Raw genomic sequence first — 23,316 nt, 5'->3', positions numbered from 1 at the left:
CGCATTTCCTGCCGGCGCGCTCGCCATCCGGTCACGGAGCGCCGGTCGCGTCGCGCCGGCCCGTGTCACGCCGGGGCGAGGCCGGCGAGGAAGGTGCGCAGGCCGAACTCGAACACCTCGTCGGCGCCGGGGGCCACGCCGGAGCGCACGTCCTCGCCGGCGGCGAAGCTGCGCCCGGCGCTGCTCGTGTCGAAGTACACGGTGCCGAGGACGAAGTCGATCAGCGCCAGCACCGCCGGGACCGCCAGGTCGTCGGCGTGCCCGGCGTCGAGCATGCACCGGAGCCCGACCTCGACGCCGTGGACCGCGTTCGGGCCGAGCAGCGGCGCGGCCGTCAGCGCGGGCAGGAGCTGGGCGTGGTCCAGCAGCACGCGACGCAGCTCGTGCGCGAGCTGCTCCACCCCCTCCCGACCCGGCACGCCCTCGGCCGGGAGGTCCACCTCGCCGATCACGTGGTCGACCATCAGCACGAGCAGCTCCTCGCGGCTGGCGACGTGCCGGTAGAGCGAGGCGCTGCCCGTGCCGAGCTCCTCGGCGAGCCGGCGGACGGTGAGGGCGGTGAGGCCCTCGGCATCGACCAGCGCGATCGCCGCCGCCACGATCCGCTCGAGCGTCAGGCTGTCGGCGCGCGGCCGGCGTCGCGCCGAACGGTCCTCGAGCGCCGCCCACCACCCTGCGCTGCCCGGCACCGGCCCTTCGGCGGCGGCCCGCTCCTCACGAGACCCTGGGCCGTGCCGCATCCGGGCATCGTAGGCGTGGAGCATCGAGCTCCCCCCGACGACAGCGGGCCTCGAGCTCCCGCTCGCCGTGGGCCGCGACGACGATGGTGGACCCCGAGTAGCGCACGCCGCCGCGGGCCCGCGCCAGCACGGCGAGCCACGAGCACACCGACCGCTCGACCAGCCACGGCGCGGCCCACAGCGCGGCGGTGGCATCGAACGCCGACCGACCGTCGTGGCGACGGCGACCCACCTCGGCGGCGACCACGGCGCCCGCCAGCACCGCAGGGACCCATCGGGGCCGGAGCAGCGCGAGCGGCAGGAGCGCGAGCTCCGCCCCGAGGCGCGCCGGCTGGGCGAAGGAGTCATAGGCCTGGCGCACCCGCTGGCGCCGGAACACCGCGGCGGACGGCGCCAGCCGCGGCACGAACACGTCCGGCGCGTCGACGACGCGCCCGCCGCCGGCGCGGACCGTGCGCAGCAGCTCGAGGTTCTCGAACAGCACGTCGCCGTCGTAGCCGCCGGTCCGGTGCAGTGCCGCGCTGCGGACGGCGAACGTGCCCGGCCAGTCGCCGCCGAGCGCGCGGTTGAGCAGCGTGCGCCCGGTGTCCCATCGGGCGTGCCACGGGAGCCGGGCTCCGGGCCGGGCGACGAAGTGGTTCTGCGGTCGGACGGCGTCCGCTCCGTCGATGCGTCCGAGCAGCTCGGCGAGCGTGGCGCGGGTGTGGCGGACGTCGTCATCGGCGATCACCACGACGTCCGACCCGGCGAGGCGCAACCCGGTCAGCACACCCGCCACCTTGCCGTTCCGCAGGGGGCGCAGGTCCGGGTCGACGGGGAGGTGCCCGACGGTCGGGTCGAGCGATCGCCGGTACGCGCCCGCGACGGCGGCCTCGGACCCGTCGACGACGAGCACCTCGTCGACCGCGTGACGGACCTCGCCGAGGTGGGCGACCAGGCCCTCGTCCACGCGCTCGTGGCGGATCGGCACCAGCAGCGTGACGGGCAGGGGACGGGCGTCCTGGAGCGGCACGGCCGCCGCCCTACCCGAGCCGCCTCCGCCGATGACGGCGGCGAGGTCGCCGGCCGCACCCCGGTCGGTGCCGTTGACCGGAGCCCGCTCGCGCCGGTAGGCCTGCGCCATGGCGAACTCGTCGGACCGCTCGGTCGTGGTGGTCGTCGGCAACCCCCAGGCCGCGTCGCGGACCGCCACGGTGGCGGGCCGGCTCGGCCAGCGGCTGGCCGACCTCGTCGACGCCGGCGACGCGCACGTGATCGACCTGGCGGTGCTCGGTCCCGCGCTGCTCCAGTGGGGCGACCCCACGGTCGCCGAGGCCAAGGCCGCCGTGCGGGCCGCGACGGTCGTGGTCGTGGCGTCGCCCACCTACAAGGCTGCGTACACCGGGCTCCTCAAGCTCTTCCTCGACCAGTTCGAGCACGGCGAGCTCCGCTCGGTCCCCGCGGTCGTGCCGCTCATGACCGGGGGCGGCCCGACCCACGCGCTCGCCGTCGAGGTCCACCTGCGACCCGTGCTCGTCGAGATCGGCGCCCGGGTCCCGTCCGCCGGCCTGTACGTGTGGGGCGAGCAGGTCGACGACCCGTCCGCCGCGATCGAGGCGTGGTGGTCGACCGAGGCCGACGTCGTCGCCCGCGCGGTCGGCGGGGCCGGCGGCTGATCGGCGGCCCGGCGCGCCTCAGCGCGCCCGGTGCGTCGCCGGTCGCGGACGCTCCTCGGCCGGGTGCCCCGGCTCCAGGTCCGAGACGTCGGACAGGCGGAGCGGGTCGAGGTCGTCGCCGCTCCACACCTCCTCGACCTCCAGCACGACGCAGACGTGGTCGCCGCCCTCGTCGAGCGCCGCCGCGCGGCGACCGAGCAGGCGGTTCGGGCAGTCCTCGAGCAGCGGCACCGGCCCGTCCGCCAGGTCGAGCCCGCCGAACTTGTCGCCGTCGTCGCCGGTGCGGGTCCCGAACCGCTCGGCCAGCCCGTGCTGGGAGCGGTCGAGGAAGTGCACCCCCAGGTGCGAGGCCCGGAGCCCGACCCGGCCCGTGTGGTTCGCCTTCGACAACCACACGACGTAGCGCCCGGGGTCGATGCTCGACTGGCAGTGGAACCCCACGAGGCAGCCGGCGCGCTCGTCGCCCGAGGCCGTCGTCACCACGACCATCGGCTGGTCCAGCGCCTCGATGATCGATGCGAGCCGATCCGACTGCGCCGCGGCCCGTCCGTCCGCCTCGTCCACCACGTGGACACACCTTCCCGCTCGACGGGGTGATCACCACCCGCTCGGCGCCTGGCGCCGGTCTGGCCCGGGGTCGCCCGGGTAGCGCGCGGCCATGCCCGCCCCGATCGAGCTCCCCGACCTGGCCGCCGACCCGCAGCGGGCCGATCCCGGCGATGCGGCGTCGGGTGAGCTCCTCTTCATCGGGACCGCGACCGTGCTCCTGCGCTTCGGGGGCTTCACCGTGCTGACCGACCCGAACTTCCTCCACCAGGGCGAGCACGCGCCGCTCGGAGGCGGGCTCCGGAGCCGGCGTCTGACCGAGCCCGCGATGGACGTGAGCGAGCTCCCGCCGCTCGACGTGGTCGTCCTGTCGCACCACCACGGCGACCACTTCGACCAGCGGGCGGCCGACGGCCTGCCGAAGGACGTCCCGATCGTGACGACACCGCACGCGGCCCGGAAGCTGGCCCGACAGGGGTTCACCGATGCCCGGCCGCTGCTCACGTGGGAGCACCAGGACCTGCGGCGCGGCGACCGGGCCCTGCGCATCACGGCCACCCCGGCCCGCCACGCGCCGGGCCCGCTCAACGCCGTGATGCCGCCGGTGATGGGCAGCGTGCTCGAGTTCGGCGACAGCCGCGACACCGATCTCCGCATCTACACCACCGGCGACACGCTCGTGCACGACCGGCTGCACGACATCCCCCGCCGCTACCCCGACCTCCACCTCGCGCTCCTGCACCTGGGCGGGACGAAGGTGCTCGGCGTGATGCTCACGATGGACGCCGCCCAGGGCGTCGAGGCGCTGCGGATCGTCCGGCCGCGCCACGCCGTCCCGATCCACTTCGACGACTACACCGTGTTCCGCTCGCCGCTCGAGGACTTCCGCCGGGCGATCGACGCCGCCGACGACGTGGGCACGCAGGTGCACTACCTCGATCGGGGCGAGACCCTCCGCTTCACGGCCGACGACCTCTCCCGCTGACCTGTCCGGCCGACCTGTCCGGCTGCCCGGCCGGCCGGAGCCGTGCGGCGGCCGGCCACCGACCGGCCCGCGCCACACTGGGTCGATGCGCGTCCTCGTGCTCGCCGACACCCACGTCCGCGACGGCGGCCGGCCGCTCGACGACCGGGTGCTGCGCGCCGCGGCCGGGTCGGACCTCGTGCTGCACGCCGGCGACGTCACCGGCGCGGCGCTGCTCGACCGGCTCGGAGAGCTCGCGCCGGTGCGGGCCGTGCTCGGCAACAACGACGTCGACCTCGTGGACGACCTGCCCGAGCGCCTGGAGCTCGATCTCGCCGGCGTGTCGGTCGCCGTCGTCCACGACAGCGGCGCCAGGGCCGGCCGACCGGCCCGGCTGCGACGGTGGTTCCCCTCGGCCGACCTCATCGTGTTCGGCCACTCGCACGTGCCCGAGGACACCACCACCGACGACGGCGCCCGGCTCTTCAACCCGGGCAGCCCCACGCAGCGTCGCCGGGCCCCGACGCGCACCTACGGGGTGCTCGAGGTGGCGGACGGCCGGATCGTCGACCTCCGCCACCAGCACCTCACGTGAGCGCGTCGCTCCCCGAGGTCCGGCCCTCCTCTGCCTCCGGCGCCGAGCCCCGTGCGCCGTCGCCGACGCGCCGGACGAAGGCCAGGTGGCCACCGAGGTGCCCCGACGCCGAGGCGACCACCGCGCCCACCGCGCCCCACGCCACGCCGCTGGCGAACCGGTCCCGGCGACGGCGCTGCCACGACACCGCGTAGGCCCCGACCGCCGCCAGGTTGAGCGCGGCGTGGGCGGTGGCGACCCGCCGGCTGGCGTCGTCGTGGTCGTCGACGGTGCCGAGCTCGGCCAGCCCGGTCAGCGCCGTCGGGAGCGCGGTCAGGGTCCCGAGGCCGACCAGGCGCTGCGACGCCGGGCGCGACACCCGGCCGCCCACGGCGTCGAGCATCGCTGCACACGTCCAGCACCCGATCGGGATGTCGGTCATGAGCGGGTGGAGGGTGTGACCGAGCCAGGCACCCCCGAGGAGCGGCCCGAGCGGGCCCCCGACGATCGAGCGGGCGGGTCGCTGTACCGCAGCGCCGATCGCGTCGAGGCGCTCGTCGGACTCGAGGCGCTCGAGCGCCCGCTCGACGAACGCCGGCGTTCGTCCTGCGGCCGATGCGTGCCGACCGGGTGCGCGCAGACGGGGTGTGCGCCGATCGGATGAGCGCGGACCGGGTGTGCTCTGGACGGACACGAGGCCTCCCGGACCGGCGTGCGGACGGGCGCCGCCGCCGGCTGGTGGGTCCCGTACCCGCGATCGCCGGGTCGGGACCTCCGGCACCGACGGGATCGCCGGGCCACCGCCGGGTGGCAGGCGGCCCTCGGGTGTGGGGACAAGCACCCTCTGGGTCGGCGCGCACCGGGTAGGGGTCCTTCGTGCTGACCGACACCCTCCCCACCCGCGTCACCCGCTCCAGGCGACGGCCGTCCGCGGCACGCGCCGGCGGTGCGCCCTCCGAGCCCCGGCCGGTGCCGGAGCCGGTACCGAACCCACCCGGCACCGAGTCGCCCCTCCCCGAGCCGCCGCCGCCGAAGGTCCGCAACCTGTTCCACCGCCAGGAGGTATCATGACCTGGGTCGTCAAGAAGGCGGCGTTCGCGATCGTCCCGATCGTCGCCGCCGCCGTCGCCCGAGCCGCCGTGCGCCGCTGGGAGCAGCGCCACACGTCCCCGGTCCCCGGAGGCGCGTGACCGTGGCCCGGCCGCAGAGCAACGAGCTCCGCCGAAACGGGAAGAACCCCGCCCTCGAACCCGAGGCGGCCGCCACCGCCAAGGGGAGCCGGGTGGGGACCGGCGGCGAGCACGACGCCGTCCCCGAGGACAACCGGCCCGGCCACCACCCCGACGTCGAGCAGGACCAGCCCGATCCCGAGGTGTTCCTCGCCCGCGCCAGGGAGGTCGCCCACCGCGCCGAGGGCGGGACCGAGCCCGACGCCGACGCACCGCCCGCCGAGTGGGCCGCCGACCCCGAGGCCGCTGCGGCCTCGCCGGCGCTGGTCGCCCGCGCCGTCGCGGACGGCGCCCGCCGCCTGGCCGCAGGATGCGTGCGGACCGTCGCCGGCTCGCTCCGCCGCCTCGGCGACGCGATCGACCCCGGCTGAGCCACCCGGCTGAGGCACCCCGGGTGCGGCGTCGTTCGACGTCAGCGCCTCGACGCCAGCTTGCGCAGCGCGCTCCGGTGGTGCGCGGCCTCCTCGCCCGAGCGCTCGGACCGGACGAGGTACTGCGGGGCCGACGGGTCGGCGGCGACGTGGTGGCCCTTGATGTCGGTCGGCGACGTCAGCAGACGGACGACCACGCCCGTCGTCCGACCCTGGGACGTGTCCCAGCTCACCCGGTCGCCGGCGGACAGCTCCTTCGGTGCGGTCACGTGAGCGCTCAGCTCTTCGTCAGCCGCTGCAGGGCGAACCGCTGACGGGCGTCGGCGTCCTCGAAGCCGACGACCGCGGCCGCCGTCCCCCGACCGGCCCGCCGGATCGCCTCCGCCCGGTGGTTGCCGTCCTCGAGCACGAGCTGGTCGTCGCGGAACGTGACCACCAGCGGCGCCGGCTCCCAGCCGCCGCGGATCTTCTGCTCCATGTCGACCACGCGATCGGACCACTCGTCGTCGTCGACCTCGACCAGCACGGGCTCGCCCTCGGGCCCGGCGAGGCGGTGCAGCTCGTCGATCGGCAGCTCCACCGGCCCGACCCACAGCGAGTTCCGCTCCAGCAGCTGGTCGGCCAGCGGCGCGTTGTCGCTGCCCGGGCTGCGCAGGAACTCCCTCAGCCAGTCCTCGATCCGATCGTCGGCGGCCGCCCGCCGCAGACCCTCCGCCGTGAAGTCCCGCTGCCCCATGGACCGTCCTTGCCCACGCCGCCCCCGACCCAGACCGACCAGTGGCTCAGGTCTCCCGCACGAGCCCGACGAGGTGCGTCGCCTGGTTGAACGTGTGCAGCGTCCAGCGGTCGCCGTCCTCCTCGTGCTCCCACACCGTGAGACCCGTGTTCGACGGCTGCAGGCGGGCGCCCGTCCCGGGGTGCTCCATGCCGAGCAGGGTCCGCATCGACGCCATGATCACGCCGGCGTGGCAGACGGCGACCACGGTCAGCCCGCTGTGCTCGGCGGCGAGCCGTCGCATCGTCCGCTCGACCCGCTCGTGGAAGCTGTTCCAGCTCTCCCCGCCGGGCGCGAACTCGCGGTCGGGCTCGGTCGTCATGTCGAGCGCGCCGTAGCGCTCGGGGTACTCGGACCACGGCAGGCCGTCGGCCTCGCCCGTGTGGACCTCGCAGAGGTCGCAGTCCCTCTGGAACTCCTCGAACCCGAGGCCCGGGGCGATGATCTGCGCGGTCTCGATGGCCCGGGGGATCATGCTCGCCACGAGGACGTCGGCGTTGATCGCCCCGGTGCGGAGGAGGTCGTCGCGGAGCGCCTCGGCCTGATGCCGGCCGTGCGCGGTGAGGCCGCTGCAACCGGTCGGGCCGGCGATCACACCGTGGAAGCCGGCGTGGGCCTCTCCGTGTCGGACGAGCACCAGGCGCATCGCCGCACCATATGGCGGGCCACGCAGTGCGGCCCGGCGGGTCGCGCCGACGTCCCCCGCTCGACCAAGATGGGCTCGATGGGGCGACCGTTCCGCCAGGTCGACGTGTTCGGCGTCGATCCCTGCACCGGCAACCCGGTCGCCGTCGTGCTCGACGCCGACGACCTCACCACCGAGGACATGCGCCGGACGTCGGCGTGGACGAACCTCTCCGAGTGCACGTTCGTGCTGCCGCCGACGGCGGCCGGCGCGGACTACCGGGTGCGCATCTTCAGCCTCCGCACCGAGCTGCCCTTCGCAGGTCACCCGACGCTCGGCACCGCGGCGGCCTGGCTCGATGCCGGCGGCCGGCCCGCCGATCCGGGCACGGTGGTCCAGGAGTGCGGCATCGGGCTGGTGCCGATCCGCGTCGGCGAGGACGCGCTGAGCTTCTCGGCGCCGCCCCGGCTCCGCAGCGGGCCCGTCGACGGCGCCCTGCTCGCCGAGGTCCTGGCGGTGCTCGGGGTCGACGCCGCCGCCGTGGTCGACGCCGAGTGGCTCGACAACGGGCCCGGGTGGGTCGGCGTCCTCCTCGACGGGACCGAGACGCTGCGCTCGCTCGTGCCCGACCTCGCCGGACGGACCGGACAGTGGGACATCGGCGTGGTGGCCCCGGCCCCGGAGGGCTCGGAGGTGGCGTTCGAGCTGCGCGCCTTCTTCACCGACGGCGTCGCGCCGCCGCGCGAGGACCCGGTGACCGGCAGCCTGAACGCGGCGGCTGCGCAGTGGCTCCTGTCATCGGGACGGGCGACGGCGCCCTACGTCATGTCGCAGGGCGCCGCGCTCGGGCGGTCGGGGCGGATCCACGTCGATGAGGACGCCGACGGCATCTGGGTCGGCGGACGCACCCACGTGGTCGTCGCGGGCCAGGTGGACCTCGGATGAGGACGGGCCGGGACGCCCCGGCGCCGCTCGTGGCCGTGGCGGTGCTCGTGCTCGCCCTCGCGACGAGCGGCTGCTCCGGCGACGACGGTCCGGAGGCGGCGTCGACGACCGAGGCGCCGACGACGACCACGCCTGCGGAGCCGCCGGCCCGGTCGAGCGCCGGCTGCGGGACCGAGCCGCCGATCCTGGCCACCGACGACCCGACCGGCGACGTCGTCGCGGCGTTCGAGTCCGACGGACAGGAGCGGTCGTACCGGCTCGCGGTGCCCCGGTCGTACGAACCGGACCGGCCGACCCCGGTCATCCTCGACCTGCACGGCGCACTGTCGAACGCCGCGCAGCAGAGCGTGTACTCGCAGGTGCCGGCCCGCGGCGCCGAGCGCGGCTTCATCGTCGTGTCGCCCGACGCCATCGGCTCGAACTGGGAGATCGCGGCCGAGGGCGAGGACGACCGGTTCCTGATCGCCCTGCTCGACCACATCGGCGAGCACTACTGCGTCGACCTCGACCGCGTGCACGCCACGGGCATCTCCCTCGGCAGCTGGAAGGCCACGATCACGGCGTGCTCGCACCCCGAGCGGTTCGCGTCGCTGGCGCTCGTGGCCGAGGAGGTCGCGCCCGACGGCTGCGCCAAGCCGGTCGTCGCCTTCCACGGCACCGCCGACCGGGTCGTGCCGTACGGCGCCGGCGCCGATCCCGGCATCGTGGTGACGGGGCCGAACGCCGGCCTCCCAGGCGTCGAGGTGAACATGCCGGCGTGGGCCGAGAACGGCGGCTGCGCCGCGGCGCGCGACGTCGAGGCCATCGGGCCCGACGTCGAGCACTGGACCTCCCGCGGCTGCCCCGAGGGCATGGACGTGGAGCTCTACTCGGTCCGTGGCGGCGGCCACACCTGGCCGGGCTCACCGATCGACCGTCCCGGCACGACCCGCACGATCGACGCGACCGCGATCGCCCTCGACTGGTTCGAGGCGCATCGCCTGGGCGGCTGAGGTCGGGGGTCCGTCGCTGACGGATCGGACGCCGCCCCTGCGCCGGCACGCACGCCGGGGATCACGCGACCCGGGCGATCACGTGATCCGGGGGAGGCGCTGGGCGTGGGCCCGCGCGTCGCGGAAGAGGTCGCCGACCTCGTCGAGGCGGGCGGGGAGGTCGCGGATGGTCCACCGGTCGGGCCGGAGCGCCGGGTCGTCGAGCTCGTCCCACGTGATCGGCACCGACACGGGCGCGCCCGGCGCCGGCCGGGTGCTGTAGGGCGCGACCAGCGTCTTGTTCCCCGCGTTCTGGGTGTAGTCGAGGCGGGCCAGGCCCTTGCGGTCCCTGACGGTCCACTGCCAGCTGACCAGCTCCGGGACGATTCGGCCCACGGTCCGCGACACGGTCTCGACCCAGGCCCGCGTCTCGTCGAAGGTGGCGCCGTCCACGATCGGGACCCAGATCTGGATCCCGCGGCTGCCGGTGACCTTCGGGAGCCCGAACACGCCGAGGTGGTCGAGCGCAGTGCGGTGCAGGCGCGCCAGCTCGAGCACCTGGTCCCACGTCGTCGCGGTGCCCGGGTCGAGGTCGAACAAGGCCCAGGACGGCTGGTCCGGGTGCGCCGTCGTCGACGTCCAGGGGTGCAGCTCGATGGCGCCGAAGTTGGCGAGCCACGGGATCGTCGCCGCCTCGGCCGCCACCACGTAGGTCTGGGTCTCCCCCGGATCGGCGGCCGGGTTGTCCCATCGCTCGATCCAGTCCGGCGCGTGGGAGGGCACGGCCTTGTGCCAGAACCCGGGCTCGGTCACGCCGTTCGGGTAGCGGTGCAGGTTGACCGGCCGGTCCTCGAGGAGCGGGACGAGCAGCGGCGCGACCCGGGCCCAGTGCGCGATGAACTCGCGCTTGGTGATCGGCTCGCCGCCGTCGCGGCCGGGGAAGAGGACCTTGTCCAGGTTGGTCACGCGCAGCTCGCGACCGGCGTACTCCCACGCGCCGTTCCTGCCGAGCTGGTCCAGCGCCCGCAGCTGCGGGTCGTCGTCGCGCAGCGCCCGCAGCGGGCGCTCCGCCCGCTCCGGTGCCGCCGTCGAGTCCCACGTGGCGTCGGGATCGGCCTCGACCTCGTCGTTCGTGCGGCCCGAGAGGACCGACCGCGGGTGGTCCTCGGGGTCCCAACCGTCGACGGCGTCGTCGTCCCGCTTGTGGAACATCAGCCACTGCTCGCGCCCGCGGTCCGGCTTGGTCCGGACGAGCATGAAGTGCCCCCGGAGCTTCTCGCCGTGGACCTCGAGGTGGAGCTCGCCGTCGGCGAGCTGGTCGGCGGGCGTCCCGGCGCCGTGCACGTCGTAGGTGCCCTGGTCCCACACGATGACGTCACCTCCGCCGTACTCGCCCTCGGGGATCACGCCCTCGAACGAGAAGTACTCGAGCGGGTGGTCCTCGGTGCGGATCGCGAGGCGGCGGACCGACGGGTCGAGCGACGGGCCCTTGGGCACCGACCAGCTGACGAGGACCCCGTCGATCTGGAACCGGACGTCGTAGTGGAGGCGCCGGGCCCGGTGGCGCTGGACGACGAAGCGTCGGTCGGCGGCGTCGGCGGAGGCCGCGTCGCCCGACGGCTCGCTCGTGCGTGAGAAGTCGCGCTTGCGCCGGTAGGTGCCCAGCTTGTCGGCGACCTCCCCGCCGCTCATGCGCTCCGGCGCTCCCGTGCCGACGACCGCGCCGCCCCGCGCTGCTTCCCGGTCGCCTTCTTCGTGGACGCCCCCTTCGCGGACGCCCCCTTCCCGGCCCCCGTCTTCCCCGCCGCCTTCTTCCCCGCCGCCTTCTTCCCCGCCGCCTTCTTCCCCGACGACTTCGAGCCCGCCTTCCTCCCGCGGCGCGTCGTCGCCGTCGACCCCTTCTTCGCGCTCGACCCCTTCGCACGCGCACCCTTCGAGCCACGACCGGAGCGGGCTTCGTCGACGCTCGCCTCCAGGGCGGCCAGGAGGTCGATCACCTTGCCGCCCTCCGCCTCGTCGTCCTCGGGCTCGTTGGTGACCTCGTCGCCCCGGTCCTTCGCCTCGATGAGCTGCTTGAGCTCGTCGGTGAAGGTGTCGGAGTAGCGGTCCGGGTCCCAGTCGGTCGCGAGGGCGTCGATGACCTGGTTCGCGAGCGCCAGCTCCTTCTTCGACGGGCGCGCCCCGCCGGTCGGGATCTCGTCGACGTCGGTGATGTCGACGACCTCGTCGGCGAAGCGCATGGTCGACATGGCGAGCGCGCCCTCGAGGGGGCGGATGGCGGCGAGGTACTGCTTGTTGCGCATGACGACCGTCCCGATGCCGACCATCTGCGACCCCTCCATGGCGGCCGCCAGCAGACGGTACGCCCGCTCCGCACCGTCGTCGGTCGGCGCCAGCCAGTAGGTCCGCTCGAAGAACACGGGATCGATCGAGGCCAGGTCCACGAAGTCCGACACGTCGATCGTGCGCGTCGACGCCGGCCGGAGCTCCTCGATCTCCGACGGCTCGAACGCGACGTAGCGGCCCTTCGACACCTCGTAGCTCGATGTCGTCGCCGTCGACGGGCTCGCCGGTCTCCTTCGAGATCTTCTGGTTGCCGATCCGGGCTCCGGTGCCGCGCTCGATCTGGTGGAAGTGCACGTCGTGGTCGTGCACCGCCGTCAACGCCTTCACCCCGACGCTCACGAGTCCGAAGCTGATCGATCCCGTCCACACACCGCGCCGTGCCATGGCCACCTCCGGGCGTGCCGGCGCGACCTGCGCCCGGCGGCCCGATCGGCACCTACCCCGGAGCGGGAGGACGACCGGTTCCTATTGACAATCGATAGATTGGCGCCGAAGATCGATCGATGCCCGCCCTCCGCCTGGCCGTCGTGCCGCTCCGCCTCCTGCTCGTCGCCCTGTTCGGGTTGCTGCTGCTCTTCCAGACCCTCAGCCTCCCGGGCCAGTTCGCCCACATGGCCGAGGAGTCCCCGCAGGACGCCCACCTGCGATGGCCGATGACGATCGTGGCGGTCCTCGTGCTCGCGTGCGTGCAAGTCGTCATCGTCTGCACGTGGCGGCTGCTGACGATGGTCCTCGAGGACCAGATCTTCAGCGAGCGGGCGATGGTCTGGGTCGACGCGATCGTGGCGGCCATCGGGGTTGCGTGGACGCTGCTCCTCGGCGTGTTCCTCTTCGTCGGGTTCACCGCGGACGACCCCGGCGCGCCGCTGCTGCTCGCCCTCGTCGTGCTGTGCGGCGCGGTGCTCGGCCTCCTGATGCTGGTGATGCGTGGCCTGCTGCAGCAGGCCACGACGCTGCGCACCGACATGGAGGCGGTGATCTGATGCCGATCGTCGTCCGCCTCGACGTGGAGCTGGCCCGGCGCAAGATGAGCGTCGGCGAGTTCGCCGAGCGCGTCGGCCTCACCCCCGCCAACGTGGCGGTCCTCAAGAACGGCCGCGCCAAGGCGGTCCGGTTCAGCACGCTCGAGGCGATGTGCCGCGTGCTCGACTGCCAGCCCGGCGACCTGCTCGAGTGGGTCGACGACTGACCGACGCCGCCGCCCCGGCGCGGTGGTGCCCGGGACCGGCTGCCGGTCTCAGCGCTGGGCGAGCCACCGCTCGACGCTCGCCACGATCTCCGACGGCGTGTCCGACGCGTCGACCGCGAGCGCGTCGGCGGGCGGCTCGAGCGCGGCGAGCTGCGACGGCAGCAGCGAGACGCCGACCGGATGACCGGTCCGCGTGGCGAGCCGGTGCTCGAGGAGCGCCGGCGTGGCCCGCAGCCAGATCCACCGGACGTCCTCCAGGCCGCGCCCGAGGCGGCGGCGGATGGTGGGGTTGAGCGCCGAGCAGGCGCACACGCACCCGCCCGGGTGGCGCCGGAGCTCGGCGTTGATCCGATCGATCCACGGTCGGCGCTGCTCGTCGGTGAGGGGCAGGCCCGCCGACATGGCCCGCAGCGCCGCAGGGTCGTGGAAGGCGTCGCCCTCGACGAACGGCAGTCCGAGGCGGGCGGCGAGCGCGGCGCCGACCGTCGACTTGCCGCTCCCGGCCACCCCCATGACGACGGCGATCACGACCGGCTCAGGGAAGGAGCCCCCGCACGTAGCCGGCCTGGCCCAGGTGCTCGAAGCAGTCCTCGATGATCGACATCCACCGGACCCCCGCCGTCACCGGCGGGTCCCACGACTCGTCCACGACGACGTCGAGGTCGGCGTCCGACAGCCCGCCGAGGAGGGCCAGGGACCGGGCGGCCACGGCGTCGTGGTACGCGACCAGCCGGTCCGGGTCCTCGATGCGCACCGCCGCCACCTGCTCGGGAGTGTGGCCGTAGCCCGAGTCCCGGTCGTCGGGCGCCAGGCCGAGCGCCTCGGCCCAGCCGTCCGACACGTACAGCTGGTCCTGGTCGAGGAACTCGGCGACGTGGGCGTCCTGCACCCGGGTCAGGTGCCACAGCAACCAGCCGATCGGGTTGGCGCCGGGCTGCACCTGCCAGGCGAGCTGGTCGGGATCGAGGGCGGCGGCGCCGTCGCGCACCTGGTCGCGGATGCGCTCGATCGCGTCGGTCAGTGGTTCGGTCGCGTGCACGTGCAGCTCCTCGGCGATCGGGGCGGTGCGATCGACCTACCCGTGCGGGCGAGCGGTCCAGCACACCGGTGCGACCCCATGTTCGTCGTCATCCATCGAGGTGGTCCAGGACCGGGCGGGTCGTGTCCACCACGACGAACGGCCGGCCGCGCCGCTCCCCCTCCGCGGCGAGCTCGGTGGCCACGGTGAGCTTGCCGGTCCCCGGGTAGCCGAGCAGGTGGACGACCACCGGTCCGCTCACGCGCCGATCCGCGCGTCGAGCGCGCCGACCACGGCGCGCACCTCCTCGATGTGGTGCTCGCGCACGACGTAGCGTGCCAGGCCCAGCTCGGCGTCGAAGCGCTCGAGCTGCGCCGCGATCTCCTCGACCGTCCCGATCCAGGCGAAGGGCGTGCGCAGCAGGTCCGCCGCCGATGCGCCGGGCACGGCCTCGGACGCCTCGGCGGCGGCCTGCTCGGCGTCGTCGGTCACGACCACCAGCTGCACGAGCGCCTCGAGCTCGGGCGGCGGTCGCCCGGTCGACGCCGCCGCGACGCGCTCGGCGGTGGCCACCAGCGCGGCCGGGGACCAGTCGACCTCGTGGCGGTGGCCGTCGGCGAGCGTCCGGCCGAGCCCGGTGATGCCGACGACGTCGGCCCGCCGGCCGGCGAACTCGAGCACGCGCGGGCCGTTGCCGCCGACCAGGAGCGGGACCGGGTCCTGGACCGGCCGAGGCGCGTCGAGCACCGCGTCGACGAGCGAGACGTGGTCGCCGCGACACGAGACGGCCCCGCCGGCGAGGAGGGCGACGGTCGCGTCGACCACCTCGACCAACCGGTCCACCCGCGCCGCTCCGCTCGGCGTGTCGAGACCGCGCATCGCCCACTCGGCGGGCGTGTGGCCGGCGCCGACGCCGAGCAGCGCCCGACCCGCCGACACCACGTCGAGCGTTGCGACCTCGGCGGCGAGCTGCAGCGGCTCCCAGCACCCGGCGTTCACGACGCAGGTGCCGAGTCGGATCCGCTCTGTCGCCCCGGCCGCCGCGGCCAACGCCACGAAGGGCGACGCCGTCGCCCCCGGGTGGTCGGCCGCGTACAGGGCGTGGAACGCATCGTCGTCGTCGAGCGCCGTGGCGAGGGCCGACCACGACACGGCGTCGCTGGGCGCGGCCTGCACGGCGACTCGGATCGGCACCTCGCCATCAGACCACGGATCGCCGGGGCCGGGACCGCCCCGGCAGCCCGCTCACCAGGTGTGGACGCCGGCCTGCTGGCGGGTGGCGACGTTCAGCCGGTTCCACACGTTGATGTTGGCGATCTGCAGCACCAGGCCGGTGAGCTGCTGCTCGTCGTAGTGCGCGGCGGCCTCGTCCCAGACGTCGTCGGGCACCGGGTCCTCGCTGTCGGCGGTGCGGGTCACGGCCTCGGTCAGGGCCAGCGCCGCCCGCTCGGCGGCGCTGAACGACGGCGTCTCCCTCCAGGCCGACACCAGCATCAGCCGGTCCGAGGTCTCCCCCACCGCTGCGGCCTCGCGGATCGCACCTTCGAGGCACACGGCGCAACCGTTGATCTGGCTGGCCCTGACGTTCACGAGCGTGACGGTGGTCGGCGGCACGCCGAGCTCGCCGATGGCGGCGCCGAGCGACTGCAGGGCGGCCATCGCGGCGGGGACGGCGACGGCGGGCTGTGGGATGCGTGCGGACATGGTGCTCCTCCTGTTCCCGGCGCCGTCACATCGGCGGCGCCGTCGGGGTCATCGGGGTGACACGACCCGCAGGGCGGATGTGACAGATCCGTGGGAACGGTTCGAGGAGGATGACGAGATGGCCACGACACCGGCGATGCAGGAGCGGTTCGAGGAGGAGCGGCCCCGGCTGGTCGGGCTGGCCACGAGGGTGCTCGGCTCGCGGACCGAGGCAGAGGACGCCGTGCAGGAGGTGTGGTTCCGCCTCGGCCGTGTGGACGCGACGACGATCGACAACCCCGGCGGGTGGCTGACGACGGTGACGGCCCGCGTGTGCCTGAACGTGCTGCGGTCGCGGGACGTCCGGCGCGAGGACCCGCTCCACGAGCTGGCCGGCGCCCTCGGCGGCGCGGACGACCCGGTGCACGAGGCAGTCCTGTCCGATGCGGTGGGCCTGGCGCTCGGCGTGGTGCTCGAGCGCCTGTCCCCCGTCGAGCGAGTGGCGTTCGTCCTCCACGACCTCTTCGCGGTGCCGTACGAGGAGATCGCACCGATCGTCGACCGCTCCGTCGACGCGACGCGGCAGCTCGCCAGCCGGGCGCGTCGCCGGGTGCGGGGCGTCGACGCGGACCGCCCCACGGCCGTGCCGGACGCCGAGGCGGGCCGGCGCCGCGACGTCGTCGACGCGTTCTTCGCCGCCGCCCGTCGCGGCGACCTGACCGCGCTCGTGGCGGTGCTTCACCCCGACGTCGTCCTGACCTCGGACCGGGGGCTCGAGCGCCAGGTCGTCGTCCGAGGTGCAGAGGCGGTGGCCGGACGGGCCCTGATGTTCTCGCGGCCCGAGGCCGACCTGGTCCCGGTCCGCGCCGGTGACGAGGTCGGCGTCGCCGTGGTCGTAGGCGGTCGCACGGTCAGCCTGATGCTGTTCTCGGTGACCGACGGCGCGGTGAGGGCGATCGAGGCGGTCACCGACCGCGAGGTCCTGGAGTCGGTCGTCGACCTCGGCGGGGGCTGAGCGGCCGACCGGATCGTCCGGCGGACGGCCCGTACGATCGCCCGCATGCGCGGGGAGCGGCAGGTGCGGCGTGGTCACGGCGAGCACACCCCGTCCCGGGGTCGGACGGACGAGCGACCCGGGAACGGCGCGCGGTGAGGCCCTGGAAGGCTGCGGCGCTCGTCTTCGGCGCCTCCGGCGTCGTGCTCATGCTCGAGGTGCTGGCCGGCCGGCTCATGGCGCCGTACGTCGGCGTGTCCCAGGAGACCTTCACCGGCATCATCGGCACCGTCCTGGCCGGCATCGCGCTCGGCGCCGCCATCGGCGGGTCCCTGGCCGACCGCCACGACCCGAGGACGCTCATCGGCCCGAGCCTGCTCATCGGCGGGGCGCTCACGTGGGCGTCCCTCCCGATCGTGCGGATCCTCGGCCCCTCGGTCGGCTCCGGCGCGGGCGCCATCGTGCTGCTCACCGCCGCCGCGTTCCTCCTGCCCGCCACCGTGCTGAGCGCCGTGGCGCCGATGGTGGCGAAGCTGCAGATCGGCTCGCTCGACGAGTCGGGCTCGGTCGTCGGCCGGGTCTCGGCCGCCGGCACGTTCGGCGCGCTGGCCGGGACGTTCCTCACCGGGTTCGTGCTCGTCGCCGCCCTGCCCTCGCAGTGGGTCGTCATCGTCATCGGTGCGGTCACGATCGCGGCCGGGCTGGCGCTCACGCTGCGCAGCCCGAGCCGCCCGCAGCTGTCGGCGACCGCCGTGGCGCTGGTCCTGGCGGCGGGCCTCGGCGCCGTGCTGCTGCCCCCGCCCTGCGACCGCGAGACCGCCTACTTCTGCGTCCGGGTGGAGGACGACCCGGCCCGGCCCACGGGCCGCAGCCTCATCCTCGACACGACGCGGCACGCCTACGTCGACCTCGACGACCCGACGCACCTCGAGATCCGCTACGTGCGGCTGATCGCCGCCGTGATCGACGAGCTGCCCGCCGGTCCGCTCGACGCCGTGCACCTCGGCGGCGGGGGGCTCACCGTGCCGGGTTGGCTGGCGGCCGTCCGACCGGGGTCGTCGTCGACCGTGCTCGAGATCGACCCCGACCTCGTCGACGTGGCCCGCGACGACCTGGGCTTCGACGACGACCGCACCGAGGTCGTGATCGGCGACGCCCGGCTCACGATGCGGGACCTTCCGACCGACGGCGTCGACGTGGTCGTCGGCGACGCGTTCGCCAGCACGTCGGTGCCGTGGCACCTGACGACGGTCGAGGTCGTCGACGAGATCGACCGCCTGCTGCGTCCCGGCGGGGTGTACGTGATGAACGTCATCGACGGCGGACCGAACCGCTTCGCCCGGGCGCAGCTCGCCACCCTCGCCGAGCGCTTCGAGCACGTGGCGGTGATCGTGCCCGAGGGCGGGGTGCCCGAGGACCGCCGGGTGAACCAGATCCTGATCGGGTCGCACGAGCCGATCAGGACGCCGTCGATCGGCGCGGGCGACGGGGAGCTCGTCGCGGGCTCGGCGGCGACCGCGTTCATCGACGGGGCCGCGCCGCTCACCGACGACTTCGCGCCGGTGGACCAGCTGCTGATGCGCGGCTGACGACCGACGGGTGCTCAGGGCAGCCGCAGCTCCACGTCGCCGCCCACGAGCTCGTCGTTCGTCAGCGTCCGGGTCGGCACGCCGGGCATCGAGTACGGCGCGAGCGCCACAGTGACCCGGCCGGGCCGGGCCTCCTGGATGCAGACGACCTCGTCGCTCGACGCGCTCCGGTCGACGAGCTGCCAGCGCAGCGCCAGCGACGACAGGCCACGCTCGAGCACGTCGGCCTCCGCAGCCCCTCGCGACGCGTGCGAGCCGAGGACGCCGCCGAAAATCGCCAGCGCCCGCCACCGGCCGTCGCGGTCGTCGACGAAGCCGCACAGCTCGCCGTCCGCGGGACGTCGCACCTCGAACATCGGACCATCGTGGAGGCGGGGCGGGCGGCGCGCCAGCGGGTTCTCCCGGCGACCGGGCGTCCGGCCGGCCGGGCCGATCAGGCCGGCCGGACCGATCAGGCGGGCCGGTCGACGCGCAGGCGGAACTGGATGAACCCCGGCGCCATGTTCAGCCATTCGAAGGTGTCGGGCGCCACCGCCGCCATCGACGGCTCAGGCCTCGGTTCGACGAGCCGTTCGATGACGTAGCCCTCGTCGGCGAACTCCTCGGTGAGCGTCGTCAGCGGCAGCCGCCACGCCGTGATCTCCCATCCCTTCGTCCAGGTCTCCGTGAGCGGCTCCTCCGCGAAGTAGGAGCCGCCGAGCCGGACCCAGTCCGACGCCGGGTGGTGTGTGCTGATCACCAGCGCACCGCCGGGCCGCAAGATGCGGCGGGCCTCGGCGAGGAAGGCACGGCGATCGTTGAGGTAGTGGTAGGCGAGGGCGCACAGGACGACGTCGAACGATCCGTCCGCCAGCCAGTCGAGCGGGTCGTCGAGCGAGGCGACCCGCACGTCGACGTCGTCGCCGGCGCGGGCCTGCGCGAGCTCCACCATGGCCGGTGATGCGTCGCAGGCCCGGACGTGCGCGCCCATCTCGAGCAGCGACGCCAGGTAGTGACCCGGACCGCAGGCCGCATCGAACACGCGCCGCCCGGCGACCTCACCGAGCAGCCGGAGCGTCGACGGTCGGTCGTAGTGGGCGTTGTACGGCGCGTCGGCTGCGTGCTCCTCGTAGGCGCGGGCGAAGGCGTCGTACTGGCGCGGGTCCGGGAGCACCACGACGATCAGCCGATCGGCGGCCGGCGGTCGGGTGCGGTCGACGCCGCCACGTCACGCACGACCGCGGCGAACCCGCCCCCGGTGATGTAGTCCGTGCGCTCGGCACGGCGGCTGAACCGCCAGACGTCGCCGACCCGGCGGTACTCGTCGAGGTAGGCGCCGCCGACGTCGCAGATCTCCATGCGGCCGTCCCACTCGACGCCGTTGCGGTTGAACAGGTGCGCGCGACCGACCGCCGAGCCGGGCCCGGTGAAGCGGATCTCGTGGGTGAGCACCGAGTGGAGGCTCCACGCGAAGGCGCCCAGCGCCTCGGGCATCCACGCCGCCACGACGTCGATGCCACCGGCGATGCCGCCGCTGTGGGTGTAGTCGAGCTCGGCGTCGTCGGTGAACAGCGCCCGCCAGCGGGCCCAGTCCCGGTCGTCGACGGCGTGGCCGTACGCGATCGCCAGGTCCTGGATCGCCAGGATGTCCCCCTGGCGCTCGGAGCTCGGCACGACGCCGTCGGGGCCGGGGGCCGGGTTCGTGTCGATCATGGGTCCGCTCCGTTCGCCGGGATCAGGTCCCGCCAGTGTCCACGCCCGCGGCCACGCGCTCCAAGGTCGCGACGTCCACGTCGGTCCACTGGCGGGGCTCGACGTCCGCGACGCAGAACGAGCCGAGCACCTGCCCGTTGCGACGGATCGGCACCCCCAGGTACGAGCGGACCTGTCCGGCCGTGACCGACGGCAGGTCGTCGACGAGCGGGTCCTCCCGCGCGTCGTTCACCGCGAACACCCCGTCGCTGGCCACCACGAACTGGCAGAACGAGGCGCTGGCCGGCCCGCTGCGCGGGAACTCGGGGAGGTCGGCACGCTGGTGCGACGCCGTGTGGAACTCCTCGCGGTCGTCCAGGATCGACATGAACGCCATCGGGGCGTCGAGCTGCCGGGCGGCCGACCGGGCGAGCGCGTCGAGGCGCTCGGACCGGGGCGCTCCCATGAGCCCGCTGGCGCGCACCTCCCGCAGGCGGTCGAGGTTGGCGAGGCAGGACTCCACATCGACGTCGTCGATGTCGCGGCGCGTGAAGAACATGACGGCAGTCTGCCGACAGGCCCGGCCGATCCGGACGGATGTGTCACTCGGGGGACACCCGCCCGAGCGATCGCGCCAACCCCGCGACCGCACGCTCGAGCTGGTCGGCGCGCTGGTGCCCGTAGCCGACGACGAGCGCGCGCGGCGTCGGGGCGTGGACGGCGTAGCCGCGGAGCGGCCGGGCGTCGATGCCGATCGACTGCGCCGCGGCGGCCACGGCCTCCTCATCCTCCTCGCCGGCCAGCTGGACGACGAGGTGCAGCCCGGCGGCGGCACCCGACACCGTCCAGTCCGGGAACGAGCGCCCGAGTGCGGCGACGAGGCGGTCGCGGCGCCGGCGGTGCTCGGCGGCGGACCGCCGCCGGTGCCGGTCGAGCTCGCCGCTCGCGAGCAGCTCGGCCACGGTCGCCTGGTCGATCACACCCCGACACAGGTCGGCGGCGTACTTCGCATCGGTCACCTCCCGGACCATGTGGTCGGGCACGACCAGCCAGCCCAACCGGATGCCAGGGGCAAGCGTCTTCGAGACGCTGCCGCCGTGGAGCACGACGTCGGGGCCCAGGCCCTGCAGCGCGCCGACGGGTGCCCTGTCGTAGCGCAGCTCCGCGTCGTAGTCGTCCTCGACCAGAAGGCCGCCCACGCCCCGCGCCCAGTCCAGGAGCGCGTGACGGCGGCGAGCGCTCATGACGATGCCCGTCGGGAACTGGTGCGCCGGGGTCACGAACACCGCTCGCACCCTCGACGCCGCCAGCGCCGCGCTGTCGATGCCCTCGGCGTCCACCGGGATGGGCACGCACTCCAGTCCGGTCGACGCGAGCTGCTCGCGCAAACCGGGCGAGCCCGGGTCCTCGACGCCCACGCGGCCGATCCCGCGGGCGAGCAGCACATCGGCCACGAGCCGGCTGGCCTGGGCGAAGCCGTTCGTGACGACGACCTGCTGCGGGGGCGCGAGCACGGCCCGCACCCGCCCGAGGTGGGCGGCCAGCTCCTCGCGCAGGCGGGCGAGGCCCGCCGGGTCGCCGTAGCCGAGCTCGGCGTCGGTCAGCCGGGCCAGGCCGCGGTGCGCCGCCCGGGACCACGCCGCTCGTGGGAAGTCGGCGCCCGAGGGCAGGCCGGGGTTCGACGGGCGGTGCTCGATCGCGACGGAGCCGCGGCCGTCGGGCGCCGGCACCTCGGCCACCGTGGTCCCGCTCCCGTGCCGGGCCTCGAGGAAGCCCTCGGCAGCGAGCTGCTCGTAGGCCCGGACCACGACGCCGCGCGACACGCCGAGGTCGGCCGCCAGCGCGCGCGAGGCCGGTAGCGAGGTCCCCGCCGCGAGCGTCCGGCTGCGGATCGCGTCGCGCAGGTGCTCGGTGAGCACCGCAGACCGGCGGCCCCGGCCGATCGCGCGCAGGTCGAGGGCCAGCAGCGTCCCGTTCGGAGTGGTCCCGTCGATCATCGCCTGAGTGGACCTCGGCACGGGACCACCGTACTCGTAGGTTGCGGTCGTGGCGACGACGACCCGGACCGACGAGGACCTCGCGGCCGCCCTGTCGGTGGCGGTGGCGATCGGCGTGTTCGGCGTGGTCTACGGCGCCACCGCGGCCCCGCAGCTCGGCACGGCGACGACCGTCCTCAGCTCGGCCCTGGTGTTCTCCGGCGCCGGCCAGTTCTCGATGGTGGCGCTGCTGGCCGCCGGTGCCGGACCGCTCGCCGCGCTCGGGGCCACCGTGCCGCTGGCCCTGCGCCACCTCCCGCTCGGCGCCGTCCTCCGGCCGCACCTGACGGCCGGTCCGGCCCGACGTGCCGCGCTGTCGTGGTTCCTCATCGACGAGACCACCGGCCTCGCGCTGGCGCGACCCGACCGGGTCGAGCGGACGCTCACCGTCGCCGGCGGGCTCGCGTACGGCGCCTGGGTCGTCGGCACGGCGGCCGGGGTGGGCGGCGCGGCGCTGCCCGCCGTCGAGCCGCTGGCCGGCGCGCTCTTCCCCGTCCTGTTCATCGGGCTCGCCGCGGTCACCTCGGCCGGGGCCGACGGCGCCGGCCGGGCCGTGCTGGCGGGGGTGGCGGCCCTGGTGCTGCTGGTCCTCTGGCCCGGAGCCGGGGTCCTCGGTGCGATCGCAGTCGCCGTCGGGGTGGCGCTGCCGGGAGCCACGAGGTGAGCCCGCTCGTCCTCGTCGTCGCGGTCGCGGCGGTGACCGTCGGGAGCCGCGTCGCCGCACTGGCCCTGCTGCCGGCCCCGTCCGGCCGCACGGCCGAGGTGATCGCTCGCCTGCCGGCACCGCTGTTCGCCGCGCTCGCCGCGGTGTCGATCACGGGTGCCGCCGGATCGCCGGACCCCGGCGTCATCGGGGCGTCGCTCGGCGCGCTGGCGTCGACGCCCCGACGCAGCCTGCTCGCCACGCTCGTCGCCGGCCTGGCGGGCTACGCCGTCGGCACGTGGATCGCCGGACGTTGAGCGCGACAGCGTCCTGCTCGTGGAGCACGACGTGCCGTTCGTGACGAGCCTCGGCTCGAGGACCACGGCCCTCGACCTCGGCTGACGGTCCGCCGGGGTCAGCTCAGCAGTTCGTCGGCCCACTGCCGGATCTCGTAGGACTCGACCAGGCCCTCGAGCCGGAACGGGTCCCGAGCGACGAACTCCTCCGCAGCGGCCTCGGACCGGAACACCGCCATGTTGCCGCCGTCGAGGAACGGACCGATCCCGATCACCTCGCCCCGGTCGATCAACTCCCGGACGACCACCTCGTGGCGCGGGTACACCGCCATGATCTCGTCCATCGAGCGCCCCGCCGAGGTGCCGATCACCACGTACTTCATGCCGTCCTCCCGATCCACCGTCGACGCCGACCGTCCGGCGACGCGGCCCCCATCCTCGCCCAGCGGCGACCAC

Annotated in this window: 32 protein-coding genes and 1 pseudogene; 13 read left to right on the top strand and 20 right to left on the bottom strand. The window is 74.8% G+C overall.

Features of this window, described 5'->3' with window-relative positions:
- Positions 1-65: 65 nt before the first annotated feature.
- Together LH044_RS17510 and LH044_RS17505 are read right to left on the bottom strand one after the other, a co-directional pair.
- Complete coding sequence (locus LH044_RS17510; protein WP_227756881.1) at positions 66-740, bottom strand: TetR/AcrR family transcriptional regulator; 675 nt, start codon at positions 738-740, stop codon at positions 66-68.
- Positions 715-1,863, bottom strand: a complete 1,149-nt coding sequence (locus LH044_RS17505) for a glycosyltransferase (RefSeq protein WP_227756880.1) — start codon at positions 1,861-1,863, stop codon at positions 715-717. Before LH044_RS17505 ends, LH044_RS17510 begins: the two co-directional genes overlap by 26 nt.
- On the opposite strand from LH044_RS17505, the gene LH044_RS17500 reads away from it, so the two are divergent.
- Positions 1,862-2,395, top strand: coding sequence for an NAD(P)H-dependent oxidoreductase (locus LH044_RS17500; RefSeq protein WP_227756879.1), 534 nt, complete (start codon positions 1,862-1,864; stop codon positions 2,393-2,395). The genes LH044_RS17505 and LH044_RS17500 overlap by 2 nt on opposite strands.
- 18 nt (positions 2,396-2,413) lie before the next feature.
- Here LH044_RS17500 and LH044_RS17495 read toward each other — a convergent pair whose 3' ends face one another.
- A complete protein-coding gene (locus tag LH044_RS17495) occupies positions 2,414-2,962 on the bottom strand; it encodes a flavin reductase family protein (protein WP_227756878.1) in 549 nt (182 codons plus the stop codon).
- Between the two features lie 91 nt (positions 2,963-3,053).
- Between LH044_RS17495 and LH044_RS17490 the strand changes: the two genes are divergently transcribed.
- Both LH044_RS17490 and LH044_RS17485 read left to right on the top strand, forming a co-directional pair.
- Positions 3,054-3,926: an MBL fold metallo-hydrolase gene (locus tag LH044_RS17490; RefSeq protein ID WP_227756877.1), complete on the top strand. Its 873-nt coding sequence runs from the start codon at positions 3,054-3,056 to the stop codon at positions 3,924-3,926.
- Positions 3,927-4,011: 85 nt separating this feature from the next.
- Positions 4,012-4,500 carry a metallophosphoesterase family protein gene (locus LH044_RS17485; protein ID WP_227756876.1) on the top strand — a complete coding sequence of 163 codons (489 nt, stop codon included), beginning with the start codon at positions 4,012-4,014 and terminating at the stop codon, positions 4,498-4,500.
- On the opposite strand, the gene LH044_RS21950 is transcribed toward LH044_RS17485, so the two are convergent.
- Complete coding sequence (locus tag LH044_RS21950; protein WP_309568849.1) at positions 4,493-5,173, bottom strand: DUF2231 domain-containing protein; 681 nt, start codon at positions 5,171-5,173, stop codon at positions 4,493-4,495. The two genes, LH044_RS17485 and LH044_RS21950, sit on opposite strands and share 8 nt — an antisense overlap.
- 373 nt (positions 5,174-5,546) lie before the next feature.
- Here LH044_RS21950 and LH044_RS21845 point away from each other — a divergent pair, with 373 nt between their 5' ends.
- Both LH044_RS21845 and LH044_RS17475 read left to right on the top strand, forming a co-directional pair.
- Positions 5,547-5,669: a hypothetical protein gene (locus tag LH044_RS21845; protein ID WP_255626059.1), complete on the top strand. Its 123-nt coding sequence runs from the start codon at positions 5,547-5,549 to the stop codon at positions 5,667-5,669.
- Between the two features lie 2 nt (positions 5,670-5,671).
- A complete protein-coding gene (locus LH044_RS17475; RefSeq protein ID WP_227756874.1) occupies positions 5,672-6,079 on the top strand; it encodes a hypothetical protein in 408 nt (135 codons plus the stop codon).
- 41 nt (positions 6,080-6,120) lie between these two features.
- Here LH044_RS17475 and LH044_RS17470 read toward each other — a convergent pair whose 3' ends face one another.
- Genes LH044_RS17470 through LH044_RS17460 form a run of 3 tightly spaced genes read right to left on the bottom strand, consistent with a single transcriptional unit; the run spans position 6,121 to position 7,500 of the window.
- Complete coding sequence (locus tag LH044_RS17470; protein WP_227756873.1) at positions 6,121-6,348, bottom strand: hypervirulence associated TUDOR domain-containing protein; 228 nt, start codon at positions 6,346-6,348, stop codon at positions 6,121-6,123.
- An 8-nt stretch (positions 6,349-6,356) separates the two neighbouring features.
- Positions 6,357-6,815: a hypothetical protein gene (locus tag LH044_RS17465; RefSeq protein WP_227756872.1), complete on the bottom strand. Its 459-nt coding sequence runs from the start codon at positions 6,813-6,815 to the stop codon at positions 6,357-6,359.
- 46 nt (positions 6,816-6,861) lie between these two features.
- Positions 6,862-7,500: a histidine phosphatase family protein gene (locus LH044_RS17460; protein WP_227756871.1), complete on the bottom strand. Its 639-nt coding sequence runs from the start codon at positions 7,498-7,500 to the stop codon at positions 6,862-6,864.
- A 78-nt stretch (positions 7,501-7,578) separates the two neighbouring features.
- On the opposite strand from LH044_RS17460, the gene LH044_RS17455 reads away from it, so the two are divergent.
- Both LH044_RS17455 and LH044_RS17450 read left to right on the top strand, forming a co-directional pair.
- A complete protein-coding gene (locus tag LH044_RS17455; RefSeq protein ID WP_227756870.1) occupies positions 7,579-8,424 on the top strand; it encodes a PhzF family phenazine biosynthesis protein in 846 nt (281 codons plus the stop codon).
- A complete protein-coding gene (locus LH044_RS17450) occupies positions 8,421-9,416 on the top strand; it encodes a CE1 family esterase (protein WP_227756869.1) in 996 nt (331 codons plus the stop codon). Before LH044_RS17455 ends, LH044_RS17450 begins: the two co-directional genes overlap by 4 nt.
- A 78-nt stretch (positions 9,417-9,494) precedes the next feature.
- Here the strand turns inward: LH044_RS17450 and LH044_RS17445 are convergent, their stop codons facing one another.
- Complete coding sequence (locus tag LH044_RS17445) at positions 9,495-11,087, bottom strand: non-homologous end-joining DNA ligase LigD (protein WP_227756868.1); 1,593 nt, start codon at positions 11,085-11,087, stop codon at positions 9,495-9,497.
- Positions 11,084-12,125: pseudogene (ku, locus tag LH044_RS21920) on the bottom strand (non-homologous end joining protein Ku). Before ku ends, LH044_RS17445 begins: the two are co-directional and overlap by 4 nt.
- 119 nt (positions 12,126-12,244) lie before the next feature.
- Between ku and LH044_RS17435 the strand changes: the two are divergent.
- Both LH044_RS17435 and LH044_RS17430 read left to right on the top strand, forming a co-directional pair.
- Positions 12,245-12,724 (top strand): DUF2975 domain-containing protein, encoded by a 480-nt coding sequence (locus tag LH044_RS17435; protein ID WP_227756867.1) that lies wholly within the window; start codon positions 12,245-12,247, stop codon positions 12,722-12,724.
- The gene (locus LH044_RS17430) at positions 12,724-12,930 is read left to right on the top strand and encodes a helix-turn-helix domain-containing protein (RefSeq protein WP_227756866.1); all 207 of its coding nucleotides are present in this window, start codon (positions 12,724-12,726) and stop codon (positions 12,928-12,930) included. The genes LH044_RS17435 and LH044_RS17430 overlap by 1 nt, the downstream gene beginning before the upstream one ends.
- Positions 12,931-12,978: 48 nt before the next feature.
- Here LH044_RS17430 and LH044_RS17425 read toward each other — a convergent pair whose 3' ends face one another.
- The 5 genes from LH044_RS17425 to LH044_RS17405 all read right to left on the bottom strand — a co-directional run bounded on the left by LH044_RS17425 (position 12,979) and on the right by LH044_RS17405 (position 15,652).
- Positions 12,979-13,458 (bottom strand): gluconokinase, encoded by a 480-nt coding sequence (locus LH044_RS17425; protein WP_227756865.1) that lies wholly within the window; start codon positions 13,456-13,458, stop codon positions 12,979-12,981.
- A 7-nt stretch (positions 13,459-13,465) separates the two neighbouring features.
- Positions 13,466-13,969 carry a mycothiol transferase gene (locus LH044_RS17420; protein ID WP_227756864.1) on the bottom strand — a complete coding sequence of 168 codons (504 nt, stop codon included), beginning with the start codon at positions 13,967-13,969 and terminating at the stop codon, positions 13,466-13,468.
- Between the two features lie 88 nt (positions 13,970-14,057).
- Entirely contained in the window at positions 14,058-14,210 is a 153-nt protein-coding gene (locus LH044_RS17415; RefSeq protein WP_227756863.1) for a hypothetical protein, read from the bottom strand.
- The gene (locus tag LH044_RS17410) at positions 14,207-15,142 is read right to left on the bottom strand and encodes an LLM class flavin-dependent oxidoreductase (protein WP_227756862.1); all 936 of its coding nucleotides are present in this window, start codon (positions 15,140-15,142) and stop codon (positions 14,207-14,209) included. The genes LH044_RS17415 and LH044_RS17410 overlap by 4 nt, the downstream gene beginning before the upstream one ends.
- A gap of 51 nt (positions 15,143-15,193) precedes the next feature.
- Positions 15,194-15,652 carry a carboxymuconolactone decarboxylase family protein gene (locus LH044_RS17405; protein WP_227756861.1) on the bottom strand — a complete coding sequence of 153 codons (459 nt, stop codon included), beginning with the start codon at positions 15,650-15,652 and terminating at the stop codon, positions 15,194-15,196.
- 118 nt (positions 15,653-15,770) lie between these two features.
- Here LH044_RS17405 and LH044_RS17400 point away from each other — a divergent pair, with 118 nt between their 5' ends.
- Positions 15,771-16,646 carry a sigma-70 family RNA polymerase sigma factor gene (locus LH044_RS17400; RefSeq protein WP_227756860.1) on the top strand — a complete coding sequence of 292 codons (876 nt, stop codon included), beginning with the start codon at positions 15,771-15,773 and terminating at the stop codon, positions 16,644-16,646.
- Positions 16,647-16,780: 134 nt separating this feature from the next.
- A complete protein-coding gene (locus LH044_RS17395; RefSeq protein WP_227756859.1) occupies positions 16,781-18,214 on the top strand; it encodes a fused MFS/spermidine synthase in 1,434 nt (477 codons plus the stop codon).
- A gap of 14 nt (positions 18,215-18,228) precedes the next feature.
- Here LH044_RS17395 and LH044_RS17390 read toward each other — a convergent pair whose 3' ends face one another.
- The 5 genes from LH044_RS17390 to pdxR all read right to left on the bottom strand — a co-directional run bounded on the left by LH044_RS17390 (position 18,229) and on the right by pdxR (position 21,903).
- Complete coding sequence (locus tag LH044_RS17390; protein ID WP_227756858.1) at positions 18,229-18,570, bottom strand: hypothetical protein; 342 nt, start codon at positions 18,568-18,570, stop codon at positions 18,229-18,231.
- 95 nt (positions 18,571-18,665) lie between these two features.
- Positions 18,666-19,370 (bottom strand): class I SAM-dependent methyltransferase, encoded by a 705-nt coding sequence (locus tag LH044_RS17385; RefSeq protein ID WP_227756857.1) that lies wholly within the window; start codon positions 19,368-19,370, stop codon positions 18,666-18,668.
- Between the two features lie 5 nt (positions 19,371-19,375).
- The gene (locus LH044_RS17380; protein ID WP_227756856.1) at positions 19,376-19,906 is read right to left on the bottom strand and encodes a nuclear transport factor 2 family protein; all 531 of its coding nucleotides are present in this window, start codon (positions 19,904-19,906) and stop codon (positions 19,376-19,378) included.
- Between the two features lie 22 nt (positions 19,907-19,928).
- A complete protein-coding gene (locus tag LH044_RS17375; protein ID WP_227756855.1) occupies positions 19,929-20,444 on the bottom strand; it encodes a GAF domain-containing protein in 516 nt (171 codons plus the stop codon).
- Positions 20,445-20,487: 43 nt separating this feature from the next.
- Positions 20,488-21,903, bottom strand: coding sequence for a MocR-like pyridoxine biosynthesis transcription factor PdxR (gene pdxR, locus LH044_RS17370; RefSeq protein WP_227756854.1), 1,416 nt, complete (start codon positions 21,901-21,903; stop codon positions 20,488-20,490).
- 28 nt (positions 21,904-21,931) lie between these two features.
- On the opposite strand from pdxR, the gene LH044_RS17365 reads away from it, so the two are divergent.
- Both LH044_RS17365 and LH044_RS17360 read left to right on the top strand, forming a co-directional pair.
- Complete coding sequence (locus tag LH044_RS17365) at positions 21,932-22,585, top strand: AzlC family ABC transporter permease (protein ID WP_227756853.1); 654 nt, start codon at positions 21,932-21,934, stop codon at positions 22,583-22,585.
- Positions 22,582-22,881, top strand: a complete 300-nt coding sequence (locus LH044_RS17360) for a hypothetical protein (protein ID WP_227756852.1) — start codon at positions 22,582-22,584, stop codon at positions 22,879-22,881. Before LH044_RS17365 ends, LH044_RS17360 begins: the two co-directional genes overlap by 4 nt.
- A 98-nt stretch (positions 22,882-22,979) precedes the next feature.
- Here the strand turns inward: LH044_RS17360 and LH044_RS17355 are convergent, their stop codons facing one another.
- Complete coding sequence (locus LH044_RS17355; RefSeq protein ID WP_227756851.1) at positions 22,980-23,261, bottom strand: YciI family protein; 282 nt, start codon at positions 23,259-23,261, stop codon at positions 22,980-22,982.
- Between the last annotated feature and the right edge of the window lie 55 nt (positions 23,262-23,316).

Source organism: Dermatobacter hominis (assembly GCF_020715685.1).
GTDB classification, from domain to species: Bacteria; Actinomycetota; Acidimicrobiia; order Acidimicrobiales; family Microtrichaceae; genus Dermatobacter; species Dermatobacter hominis.
Note: the sequence above shows the minus strand (reverse complement) of the source record. Positions and strands in the feature narration are given on the sequence as shown.

What these genes read in the sequence shown, in the direction of transcription:
- LH044_RS17445 (WP_227756868.1), bottom strand. Translation starts at nt 11,087, where the DNA reads ATGAGCGGCGGGGAGGTCGCCGACAAGCTGGGCACCTACCGGCGCAAG.
- LH044_RS17485 (WP_227756876.1), top strand. Translation starts at nt 4,012, where the DNA reads ATGCGCGTCCTCGTGCTCGCCGACACCCACGTCCGCGACGGCGGCCGG.
- LH044_RS17510 (WP_227756881.1), bottom strand. Translation starts at nt 740, where the DNA reads ATGCGGCACGGCCCAGGGTCTCGTGAGGAGCGGGCCGCCGCCGAAGGG.
- LH044_RS17435 (WP_227756867.1), top strand. Translation starts at nt 12,245, where the DNA reads ATGCCCGCCCTCCGCCTGGCCGTCGTGCCGCTCCGCCTCCTGCTCGTC.
- LH044_RS17375 (WP_227756855.1), bottom strand. Translation starts at nt 20,444, where the DNA reads ATGTTCTTCACGCGCCGCGACATCGACGACGTCGATGTGGAGTCCTGC.
- LH044_RS17460 (WP_227756871.1), bottom strand. Translation starts at nt 7,500, where the DNA reads ATGCGCCTGGTGCTCGTCCGACACGGAGAGGCCCACGCCGGCTTCCAC.
- LH044_RS17380 (WP_227756856.1), bottom strand. Translation starts at nt 19,906, where the DNA reads ATGATCGACACGAACCCGGCCCCCGGCCCCGACGGCGTCGTGCCGAGC.
- LH044_RS17465 (WP_227756872.1), bottom strand. Translation starts at nt 6,815, where the DNA reads ATGGGGCAGCGGGACTTCACGGCGGAGGGTCTGCGGCGGGCGGCCGCC.
- LH044_RS17505 (WP_227756880.1), bottom strand. Translation starts at nt 1,863, where the DNA reads ATGGCGCAGGCCTACCGGCGCGAGCGGGCTCCGGTCAACGGCACCGAC.
- LH044_RS17490 (WP_227756877.1), top strand. Translation starts at nt 3,054, where the DNA reads ATGCCCGCCCCGATCGAGCTCCCCGACCTGGCCGCCGACCCGCAGCGG.
- LH044_RS17450 (WP_227756869.1), top strand. Translation starts at nt 8,421, where the DNA reads ATGAGGACGGGCCGGGACGCCCCGGCGCCGCTCGTGGCCGTGGCGGTG.
- LH044_RS17500 (WP_227756879.1), top strand. Translation starts at nt 1,862, where the DNA reads ATGGCGAACTCGTCGGACCGCTCGGTCGTGGTGGTCGTCGGCAACCCC.
- LH044_RS17390 (WP_227756858.1), bottom strand. Translation starts at nt 18,570, where the DNA reads ATGTTCGAGGTGCGACGTCCCGCGGACGGCGAGCTGTGCGGCTTCGTC.
- LH044_RS17430 (WP_227756866.1), top strand. Translation starts at nt 12,724, where the DNA reads ATGCCGATCGTCGTCCGCCTCGACGTGGAGCTGGCCCGGCGCAAGATG.
- LH044_RS17455 (WP_227756870.1), top strand. Translation starts at nt 7,579, where the DNA reads ATGGGGCGACCGTTCCGCCAGGTCGACGTGTTCGGCGTCGATCCCTGC.
- LH044_RS17405 (WP_227756861.1), bottom strand. Translation starts at nt 15,652, where the DNA reads ATGTCCGCACGCATCCCACAGCCCGCCGTCGCCGTCCCCGCCGCGATG.
- LH044_RS17400 (WP_227756860.1), top strand. Translation starts at nt 15,771, where the DNA reads ATGGCCACGACACCGGCGATGCAGGAGCGGTTCGAGGAGGAGCGGCCC.
- LH044_RS21845 (WP_255626059.1), top strand. Translation starts at nt 5,547, where the DNA reads ATGACCTGGGTCGTCAAGAAGGCGGCGTTCGCGATCGTCCCGATCGTC.